10 protein-coding genes, 1 pseudogene and 1 other annotated feature are annotated in these 9,611 nt (G+C 39.8%); all 11 genes and pseudogenes read left to right on the top strand.

Going from position 1 to position 9,611, the window contains the following annotated elements:
* Positions 1–594, top strand: a 594-nt coding sequence (locus A5875_RS08185; RefSeq protein ID WP_088933134.1) for a DUF1361 domain-containing protein, incomplete at its 5' end; no start/stop codon positions are given.
* An 89-nt stretch (positions 595–683) separates the two neighbouring features.
* The gene (locus A5875_RS08180; protein WP_088933133.1) at positions 684–1,880 is read left to right on the top strand and encodes an FtsW/RodA/SpoVE family cell cycle protein; all 1,197 of its coding nucleotides are present in this window, start codon (positions 684–686) and stop codon (positions 1,878–1,880) included.
* A complete protein-coding gene (locus tag A5875_RS08175; protein WP_088933132.1) occupies positions 1,873–2,226 on the top strand; it encodes an arsenate reductase family protein in 354 nt (117 codons plus the stop codon). The genes A5875_RS08180 and A5875_RS08175 overlap by 8 nt, the downstream gene beginning before the upstream one ends.
* A gap of 5 nt (positions 2,227–2,231) precedes the next feature.
* Positions 2,232–2,564 (top strand): glycine cleavage system protein H, encoded by a 333-nt coding sequence (locus tag A5875_RS08170; protein WP_088933131.1) that lies wholly within the window; start codon positions 2,232–2,234, stop codon positions 2,562–2,564.
* 62 nt (positions 2,565–2,626) lie between these two features.
* Positions 2,627–2,879 (top strand) — a binding site (T-box leader).
* Positions 2,880–3,061: 182 nt separating this feature from the next.
* Positions 3,062–4,096: a methionine ABC transporter ATP-binding protein gene (locus tag A5875_RS08165; protein ID WP_088933130.1), complete on the top strand. Its 1,035-nt coding sequence runs from the start codon at positions 3,062–3,064 to the stop codon at positions 4,094–4,096.
* Complete coding sequence (locus A5875_RS08160) at positions 4,089–4,775, top strand: methionine ABC transporter permease (RefSeq protein ID WP_088933129.1); 687 nt, start codon at positions 4,089–4,091, stop codon at positions 4,773–4,775. The genes A5875_RS08165 and A5875_RS08160 overlap by 8 nt, the downstream gene beginning before the upstream one ends.
* A gap of 69 nt (positions 4,776–4,844) precedes the next feature.
* A complete protein-coding gene (locus tag A5875_RS08155; RefSeq protein WP_088933128.1) occupies positions 4,845–5,687 on the top strand; it encodes a MetQ/NlpA family ABC transporter substrate-binding protein in 843 nt (280 codons plus the stop codon).
* A gap of 241 nt (positions 5,688–5,928) precedes the next feature.
* Positions 5,929–6,368 (top strand): annotated as a pseudogene (locus A5875_RS08150) (PTS sugar transporter subunit IIA).
* Complete coding sequence (locus A5875_RS08145) at positions 6,365–7,762, top strand: PTS fructose transporter subunit IIC (protein ID WP_088933127.1); 1,398 nt, start codon at positions 6,365–6,367, stop codon at positions 7,760–7,762. The pseudogene A5875_RS08150 and the gene A5875_RS08145 overlap by 4 nt, the downstream one beginning before the upstream one ends.
* On the top strand, positions 7,762–8,622 hold the full coding sequence (locus tag A5875_RS08140) for a ketose-bisphosphate aldolase (protein WP_088933126.1): 861 nt from the start codon (positions 7,762–7,764) through the stop codon (positions 8,620–8,622). The genes A5875_RS08145 and A5875_RS08140 overlap by 1 nt, the downstream gene beginning before the upstream one ends.
* Before the next feature lie 104 nt (positions 8,623–8,726).
* Positions 8,727–9,497 (top strand): DeoR/GlpR family DNA-binding transcription regulator, encoded by a 771-nt coding sequence (locus A5875_RS08135; protein ID WP_088933125.1) that lies wholly within the window; start codon positions 8,727–8,729, stop codon positions 9,495–9,497.
* Positions 9,498–9,611: the final 114 nt, after the last annotated feature.

The following is a 9,611-nucleotide window of genomic DNA, read 5'->3' as shown; positions in this document are numbered from 1 at the left end:
GCGATATGGTTATATATTTTATTTATGCATTTCGGTCAAACGACCTTTTCTTTTATGGGACTGAATGTTTTTTTAGCATGGCTGCCAATTGTTTTTGCTCAGCTGTTTATGCAGCTGAGAAGTTCATGGCGATGGATTTTTGTGCCATTGTGGCTTTTATTTTTCCCCAATATTCCTTATCTAATGACTGACTTATTTCATTTAGCTAGTTTAAGAATTTATCAGCCAGGCGGGCACTTTCTAATGGATACTAACGGCTGGTGGTCGTATCTTTTCTTAGTGTTGCCAATAGTCTTAATGGTTTTTATCGGGATGGCACAAGTCTTCAAATTATTTTCAGCTATTAAGCTGCGACTAGTGCAAAAATTTGGCAGTTTGCTGATATTATCGGTTCTTTCCAGCATTGCTGTCTATATTGGACGTTTTGATCGGATTCATTCTATCGAGTTGCTGGTTCATCCATTGTCTGTATTTAAATTATTGGTAGGTAATTGGGATGTAGGAAAGCTTCAGTTTGTCTTAATGTTCAGTATTTTACAGTTGGGGATTTGGGGATTGATCTACTTTTTGAAGCAGGATCAGCAAGAAGAATAAAGATTTTACAAAGTCAGCCATGCTTGCTTTTCTTTAGGTAAAGAAGCGTCTATAATAAAGCGAGTATACTGGTGGAAAAGAGATGAACGATGGATAGATTAAAAAAGAATAATGATGACAGCCGGATTGATTACGGCGTCATTTTACCTGTTTTTATATTATGTTTGATTGGATTACTTTCCTTGTATGTTGCATTGACTCAAGATCCCAGAAATCCCAATGTTTTTCGTGGGCTTGCCATGCAGTCAGTTTGGTATCTGGTTGGGGCATTAGCAGTTGTTATTATCATTCACTTTGATGCAAAGCTTTTATGGCGATTAACGCCATTTTTATATGTGATCGGATTGGCTGTCATGTTGGCCTTATTGAAATACTATGATCCGACGCTTGCAGCTTCGACGGGTTCGAAAAACTGGTTTAAATTTGGTACTCTGACCTTTCAACCTTCTGAATTAATGAAGATTGCTTATATTTTGATGATGGCGTTGATTATTACGAAGCATAATGTAACGAATAAACTTCACAGCTTGAAAACTGATGCAATGTTGATAGGCAAGATGGTGTTAGTTACGATTCCTGTTCTAGGATTAGTCTTAGCGCAAAAGGATTTCGGGACGATGCTGGTCTTTTTAGCGATTTTTTCCGGGATGTTTTTGATGTCGGGGATTTCATGGTTGATTTTGGTTCCAACGCTTATTTTAGCAATTATTTTAGGTGTTAGTTTGATCTTTTTAGTTACGACAGATCCAGGACGAGAGCTTCTAACACACATCGGATTTAAAAATTATCAATTTGCTCGGATTGATTCTTGGCTGGAACCTTTCCACGATCCTCAGGGAAAAAGTTTTCAACTCGCTCATGCATTGATGGCAATCGGTTCAGGCGGAATGCTGGGTACTGGTTACAACGTCAGTAATGTTTATGTGCCGGTTCGGGAATCGGATATGATTTTTACGGTAATCGGTGAGAATTTTGGTTTTGTTGGCGGAGCTTTTGTAATTTTGCTCTATTTTATTTTGATTTATCGCATGATTCGGTTATGCTTTGACATGAATAATGAATTCTATGCCTATATCGCGTCAGGAATTGTCATGATGATGCTGTTCCATGTCTTTGAAAATATCGGCGCGAATATCGGGCTGTTGCCGTTAACAGGGATTCCATTGCCGTTTATCAGTCAAGGTGGTTCATCGATTTTAGGAAACATGATCGGGATCGGCTTGATCTTATCGATGCGCTATCAAAGCGCGAATAAGAAACCTATTAGGAGGACACGCAGTGCTTAAATTTTATTGGTATCCAAAATGTTCGACTTGCCGCAAAGCAAAAGCTTGGTTAGACCAAGCTGGTATTGATTATGAAACGATTGACTTGGTTCAAGCAACACCTTCAGCAGATACTTTTGAAAAATGGCTGACCGCAAGTGAACTACCTGTAAGAAGATTTTTCAATACAAGTGGCATGAAATATCGTGAGCTGGGTTTGAAGGATAAGATGGCTGATTTGTCAGTGAAAGAGGCCAGTGAATTATTAGCGAGTGACGGGATGCTGGTGAAGCGCCCATTGCTGATCAAAAATGATCAATTTTTATTAAATGGTTTTAAAGAGACAACTTACGAAGGAGCGTTTTAAATAAAATGAGTTACTTGAAGAAAAATGAAGGTCTATGGATTTTGCACAATGATAAAGATTATTGCATGGGATTAACGTCTGAAATGGCAGAAACACTTGGCGAAGTCACATTTATCTCTTTACCAAAAATCGGCCAGGCGGTTAAAGCTGGTGAGCCTTTATTAGAAATCGAGGCTGAAAAAGCGGTACAAGAATTTAAAAGTCCGCTAACAGGTGTGGTTTCCTCTGTTAGTGAAAAAGTGTCAGCTGATCCTGCAGCATTGAATGTAAAAGAAGAATTAGATGCATGGATTTTGTCATTGCGTGAAGTCGACGTAGACGAGTTTGAAAACTTATAAAGAAATTTTCATTTGATGTTTGACAGGATAAAATCTCCTTGATATAATCCTTTCATACACATGAGAAAGCGATGAAAAGAAAAGTACATCTGATTAAAGTACAAAGAGAGCTCCGGTATGCTGAAAAGGAGTTGCGGCAATGAGATGGAAAATGGTCTTTGAGCAGGATGGACGAAGCAGGTGCCAAGTCTATCACGGGAGTGCCCGTTACAGCACCTCAGTATGCGCATAAAGCAAGTACTGGCAGAGGTTGTGATCGCAAGGTCAGAACGAATTTTAGGTGGTAACACGGAAGTTAAAGCTTTCGTCCTAAGTGTACAAACGTACACTTTTTAGGACGGAAGCTTTTTTGTTTGTTCTGCTTTTCGCAATTTGTTCAGTCAATTAGTTTAGCAGAAAGCTGTCATGACGAAAATTTTATTTTCGTGCATGGATAAAACGACAATGAGCCATCTAAAAGCTGTTCATTTAGGAGTAATAGAAAGGGAGTAAGAAGCATGGCATTGATTGAATTGAATCAAGTGGGAAAGAGCTTTGCCGGCAAAACTGGGCCGATCCACGCAGTCAATGGGATTGATTTGGCAATTGAAGAAAAGGATGTCTATGGCATCGTTGGTTATTCAGGAGCAGGGAAGAGTACGTTGGTTCGTCTGTTGAATGGACTTGAAACACCAACGGCTGGACAAGTCCTAGTGAATGGTGAAGATGTTGCGAAGTTACAAGGCGCGACGTTAAGAACTTTCCGTAAAAAAGTTGGAATGATCTTCCAGCATTTTAATCTATTGTGGTCACGGACAGTGATCGAAAATATTCAATTACCGTTAGAATTAGCAGGTGTGGCAAAAGATCAACGACGTAAGAAGGCGGAAGAATTATTAAGCCTTGTCGGACTTGATGGTAGAGGGGATGCTTATCCTTCTCAATTATCCGGTGGACAAAAGCAAAGAGTCGGTATTGCAAGAGCATTGGCTAATGATCCAGACATTTTGCTTTGCGATGAAGCGACCAGTGCGTTGGACCCGCAAACAACGGAAGAAGTTTTAGAATTATTAGCGAATATCAATAAAAAACTAGGTTTGACGATCGTGTTGATCACACATGAAATGAATGTGATCCGCAAAATCTGCAACAAGGTCGCTGTGATGGAATTAGGAAAAATCGTAGAGGAAGGTTCTGTGCGCGAAGTTTTCCGCCATCCAAAACAGGAAGTGACCAAGCTTTTCGTCCAACAGGATCTTGAACCAAAAGCTGATCCATCCGATTTGCTGAAAGAGTTTGTCAAAGAAAATCCAGCGGGCACGTTAGCGACGCTGCATTTCGTAGAAGACAATGCGAATGAGCCAGTGGTCTCTCAGGCAATTCGTAATTTTCCAATCAATATCAGCATCGTTTACGGCAATATCGAACGGGCAACTGGAAATTCTTTCGGTACATTAACGGTTCAGTTCACCGGGGATGCCGATAAGGTGGAAGAAGCCATCAACTTTATTGAAAGTCAGCAAGTTGAAGTGGAGGTGCTGCATCGTGGATAAGAGTTTTTCTGAGACATATTTAAACTTCCAGCAGGTTTCGTTTGACACCTTGAAGGAAGCCATTAATGATACGTTGTTTATGACAATTATTTCAATGCTGATCGTATTTGTTCTAGGATTATTATTAGGCTTGCTGCTTTACTCATTGGGAAGAAAGCATTCTGCCGCTCGCAGTATTCTCTATGGGGCAGTTTCCATTCTCAGCAACATTTTTCGATCAACGCCCTTCATGATCTTGATGGTGTTGATTATTCCATTTACTAAAGCATTGGTGGGCACGATGTTGGGGGCCAAAGCGGCGATTCCAGCATTGGTTTTATCAGCGGCACCCTTTTACGCACGATTAGTTGAGATTGCCTTTCGCGAAGTTGACTCTGGTGTGCTGGAAGCGGCGGATGCTATGGGAGCAAGCTATTTCCAAACGATCTATAAGGTTTTGATTCCAGAGAGTTTGCCAGCGTTGATCTCAGGATTGACGGTTACATCAGTGTCCATGATTGGCTTTACTGCAATGGCTGGTGCGATCGGAGCAGGCGGGCTGGGAGCTTTGGCTTGGCAAGAAGGGTATCAACGAGGAAATTACACCGTTACATTAGTAGCAACCGTGATTATTCTGATCATCGTATTCATTGTTCAAGGCGTCGGCGATTTTCTGACGAAGCGAACGGACAAACGCTAGCAATACAGGGAAAACAAGGATTATTATCGTTTAAATATAAATCAATTAAAACTATTAGGGGGAACTATCATGAAAAAGAAAATTTTAGGTTTTGCAGCAGCAGCATTATTAACAGTCGGCTTGGCGGCTTGCGGAAATGGCGACTCAGCTTCTTCTGACAGCAGCAGTAAAGAAAAAAATGACACATTAGTTGTCGGAGCATCACCAACACCACATGCTGAAATCTTAGAGCACGTAAAACCATTGCTTGAAAAAGAAGGCGTAAAACTGGAAATCAAAAAATTCGACGACTACGTTTTACCAAACAAAGCGTTAGCAGATGGGGATATCGATGCGAACTACTTCCAACACAAACCGTTCTTTGAAAAAGCAGTGAAGGAAAATGATTACAAATTTACCGATGCTGGTGCAATCCATATCGAACCAATGGGCTTATATTCTAAAAAAATCAAAGATATCAAAGATTTAAAAGAGGGCGCGACGATTATTACTTCAAGCTCTGAATCAGACTGGGGCCGAATCATTACGATCTTGCAAGATGCTGATTTAGTGAAGGTAAAAGATGGTGTTGATTTAGAAACAGCCACATTTGATGATATCGCTGAAAATCCTAAGAAACTGAAATTTGACCACTCGATCGACCCAGCATTGCTAGCAACAACTTACAGCAATGACGAAGGCGACCTAGTAGCGATCAATGCCAACTTCGCTTACGGTGCAGGCTTGAATCCGGTCAAAGATGCAGTGTTGCTTGAAAAAGATACGTCACCATACGCAAACATTCTTGCTGTTCGTACAGAAGACAAAAACGATGATCGTATCAAAAAATTAGTGAAAGTCTTGCATGAAAAAGACGTTCAAGATTGGATCTTGGAAAAATGGGACGGTTCTGTAAAACCCGTTGATAAGTAAAATGACTTCTTAACCTCAATACAATTTGTGTTGAGGTTTTTTTATTTAATACAAAAAGTTCAGTAATTATGATCTAAATCGATCATGATTACTGAACTTTTTTAACGTTAAAAGACTTTTAAACCGAAAAACAGTCAAAATATTGAACGCTTTGGATAGCGATGCTATAGTTATCACCATAAACAGGAAAGCGCTATCCTAGTTGTGAAGGTAGGTTTTTATAGTGAAGTTGGTTGATTTAATGATGAACGATTTGATTATTTTTGATGATTCAATTCGGTCAAAAGATGAGCTGTTTGAAAAACTAGGTCACATACTTGAAGAAAAGAATCGTGTGACAAAGGCTAAAAAGATAATCAAAGATTTGTATCGAAGAGAAGCAGAGACGTCTACAGGAATAGAAGCTGGTTTTGGAATTCCCCATGCAAAGAGCAAAGCTGTTTTGCAACCCACGATTTGTTTTGTGCATACAGGTAAGATGTCTGATTATGTCGGACTGGATGGGAAAAAATTGAATGGGTTTTTGCAATCTTAGTTCCTCAAAAAACATCAGATATCCATTTGGAAATATTAAGTAATTTGTCACGAAAATTAATGAATGAGTCGTTTAGAGATCAGTTGAAGCATGCTGATAATGGGATTGAAGTATTAGAGATTATGAGTAAGGAGGAATCATCATGAAAATTATAGGAATTACGGCTTGTCCCACAGGGATTGCACATACGTATATGTCTGCTGAAAAATTGGAAGTAACAGCAAAAAGTTTAGGTCATGAAGCGAAGTTTGAAACTCAAGGTGCAAAGATCGAAAATAAACTAACAACTGCTGAAATCGAGGAAGCGGATGCAATTATTTTAGCGGTGGATAAAGATATTGATACAAGCCGTTTTGCGGGTCGAAAAATTAAGCGCGTTTCAACTAGTCGAGCGATCAAAGAGCCTGAAAAGGTAATTGAGGAAGCATTGGAAAACATTGGAACTACAGAAATTTCTTTAGATAAGAAAAAGAATGGGCAAGAGCAAAAAAGCGGAATCTACAATCACTTTATGAATGGCGTCAATTACATGCTGCCTTTCGTAATCGCAGGCGGGATCATTATTGCATTGAGTTTTGCTTTTGGAATCACAGCTTCTGATCCAAAATCGGATGACTATAATGCTCTCGCAGGGGCATTGTCAACGATTGGGGGAGGAACAGCCTTTGCGATGATGGTACCAGCGCTAGGAGCTGGGATTGCTAGTTCAATTGCTGGAAAAGCAGGTTTTGCACCAGGGATCGTTGCAGGATTGTTGGCTGCTAATGGTGGTTCAGGATTCTTAGGCGGGATGATCGGCGGTTTATTAGCCGGCTACATGACCGATCTTTTAGCGAATAAAATCAACGTTAAGCAGCAATTAGCAGCTATTTATCAACTGATCGTTGTTCCATTAGTATCTATTCTAGTCATTGGTTTAGCGATGGTGTTCTTGATTGATAAGCCGATTGCTTGGGTATTGGATGCTCTGACTAGCTGGTTGAACGGTTTAGGAAATACTTCGGGACTTATGTTTGGATTGTTGATCGGTGTCATGATGGCAGCAGATATGGGTGGACCGATTAATAAGTCAATTTCAACTTTTTCGATCGGCTTAATGTCGGCTGGTGTTAATGCGCCAATTGCCGCTTGTATGGCAGCTGGGATGACGCCACCTCTAGGGTTAGCTTTAGCGACAATTTTATTCAAAAATAAGTTCACGAAAGAAGAACGAACTTCAGGACAGTCTTGTTGGATCTTGGGAGCGTCTTACATTACTGAAGGAGCCATCCCATTTGCGGTAGCCGATCCGATTCGAGTGATTCCTAGTTTGATGCTAGGTTCAGCAACGGCTGCGGGAATATCCATGGCAGCAGGTGTTACTTCAATGGCACCTCATGGAGGAATCTGGGTCATGTTGATTCCAAATGTAATGAATAACCTTCCGATGTACTTATTGGCAATTGTGGCAGGGACTTTGGTAACAGCAATAGCGGTTGGCTTATTGAAAAAGCCAGTAACTGTTGATGATAATAAAATGATTAATGAGGTGGAAATGTAATGTTGTATACAATGAAGGATTTATTGAAAGTTGCTAAAGAGAATCAATTTGCTGTACCTGCATTCAATATTTGCAGTTATGATATGATGAAGGCCATCATGGAGGAAGTCGAGGCACAAAACGCGCCTGTGATTCTAGAGATACATCCTGATGAAATTGCTTATTTAAATGATGAATTTGTGGCAGCAGCTAAAGACTATGCCCACAATAGTAAAGTACCTGTTGTTATTCACATGGATCATGGCGGTTCAGTTAAGGATGTCATGCGGGCAATTCGAAATGGGTATACATCTGTGATGATCGATGCTTCAACACAAACTTTTGAGGACAATATGAGTTTAACGAAGGAAGTTGTAAAATTAGCTCATGATGTGAATGTCTCAGTCGAGGCTGAATTAGGAACGATTGGTAACAACGGTTCAGCAGAAGGGGGATCGGCTAATATTATTTACACTGATCCTAACCAAGCAGAAGAATTTGTGAAAGAAACAGGTATTGACACACTTGCTGTCGCAATCGGAACTGCTCATGGACTCTATCCAAAAGATATGACACCGAAATTGAATATTGAACTATTAAAAGAGCTGAATGAACGCATTGATATTCCTTTTGTTTTGCATGGAGGCTCAGGCAATCCTGATTCTGAAGTTAGCGAAGCAGTAAAATACGGCGTGGCAAAAGTTAACTTGAGTTCAGATCTAAAGAGTGTCTTCTTTGATGCTTTGAGAGAGGTTCTAACTAAAAATCCGGAGATGTATGAACCTGGAGACGTCTTCCCAGAAGCAAACGATAAGGTTAAAGAAGTTGTCAAACATAAGTTGTACATCTTGAATACTATCGGAAAAGCTGAATTATATTAATAATAAAGACAGAACTTTCAATTTTTTTGAGAGGACTGTCTTCTTTTCCTTTAAAGAAGTTATAATTGGATAAAGCAGCGAAAGGTAAGCAGAGGGGGAGAAGAATGTTAAGTGCGATTGAAGATCGGCAGCAGCAGATCGTTAACTATTTAAAAGTTCATCAATTTGCAACTGTCGCAGATTTGATTGAGTTGGTCAACTATAGTGAGGCTACTGTGAAAAGAGATTTAGTTTTGCTGGAAGAAAGCGGATTGATTAGACGAACTCGCGGCGGTGCAATGATTATTGATAACAAGAAGATCGATGTTCCCTATTTAATGAAAGTCACGCGTTTAAACGAAGAAGATAATAAACAATATATTGCGGATGTGGCGGAGACTTTGATTAAGGATGACATGGTCATTTTTATGGACTCCAGTACGACAAGTTTGCATTTGGTAAAAAATCTTAGTAGGTTCGATGGCTTACAGGTCATAACTAACGGTGTCCTGACCGCTGCGATGTTGAGTGAGTTTACGACAGCACATGTATCGGTGTTAGGTGGTTCAATAGTGCCTAAACGTGCGACGATCAATGGATCAAAAGCATACAATGACATTTTGACCTATAATGCGGACATCGCTTTTATTGGTTGTCGCGGACTAGATTTTGATCATGGAGTGACTGAGACACATGAAGGAGAAGCGCTAATCAAAAAGGCCTTCCGCAGACAAGCGAATCATGTCGTTGTATTAGCAACAGAAGATAAACTGGATCATAAGTATATGTATCAAGCAATCGCTTGTCATGAAATCGACTATCTGATTACGGAGAAGCCTTTGCCAGAGAAAAAAATAGCTAAGTTAAACCATCATCATATCAAGTGTTTATATTAATAAGCGAAAAAATGCTGGAAGAATTTTCTTTCAGCTTTTTTTATATCGTTAACATACTTGTTAGTATGAAAAAAGAAGTTTTAATAAGAAGCCTATTCTTGATACACTAGAAGC

The sequence above is a fragment of the Enterococcus sp. 3H8_DIV0648 genome (genome assembly GCF_002140655.1).
GTDB classification, from domain to species: domain Bacteria; phylum Bacillota; class Bacilli; order Lactobacillales; family Enterococcaceae; genus Enterococcus_A; species Enterococcus_A hulanensis.
The sequence above is the reverse complement of the archived record's forward strand: the minus strand, read 5'-3'. Positions and strand labels throughout refer to the sequence as shown.